Raw genomic sequence first — 212 nt, forward strand, 5'->3', positions numbered from 1 at the left:
CGCGAATACAGCTACAACGCCTACGGAAAAATCACCGCCGAACACGACGAACTCGGCCACGTCACCCGTTACGAATACGCCGACGGCCTGCACCTGATCAGCCGCCGAATCAACGCCGACGGCAGCCACGTTAAGTATCGCTACGACAATGCGCGCCTGCTGCTGACCTCCATCGAAAACGAGGCAGGCGAAACCTACCGGCTCGATTACCA

At 59.0% G+C, this 212-nt stretch carries 1 protein-coding gene; it reads left to right on the forward strand.

What is annotated here, in order from left to right:
• A partial coding sequence (locus BFP92_RS01945; protein WP_139114021.1) for an RHS repeat domain-containing protein occupies positions 1-212 on the forward strand: 212 nt, incomplete at both ends.

This window comes from Pseudomonas sp. 58 R 3, from assembly GCF_900006605.1.
GTDB lineage: Bacteria > Pseudomonadota > Gammaproteobacteria > Pseudomonadales > Pseudomonadaceae > Aquipseudomonas > Aquipseudomonas salomonii.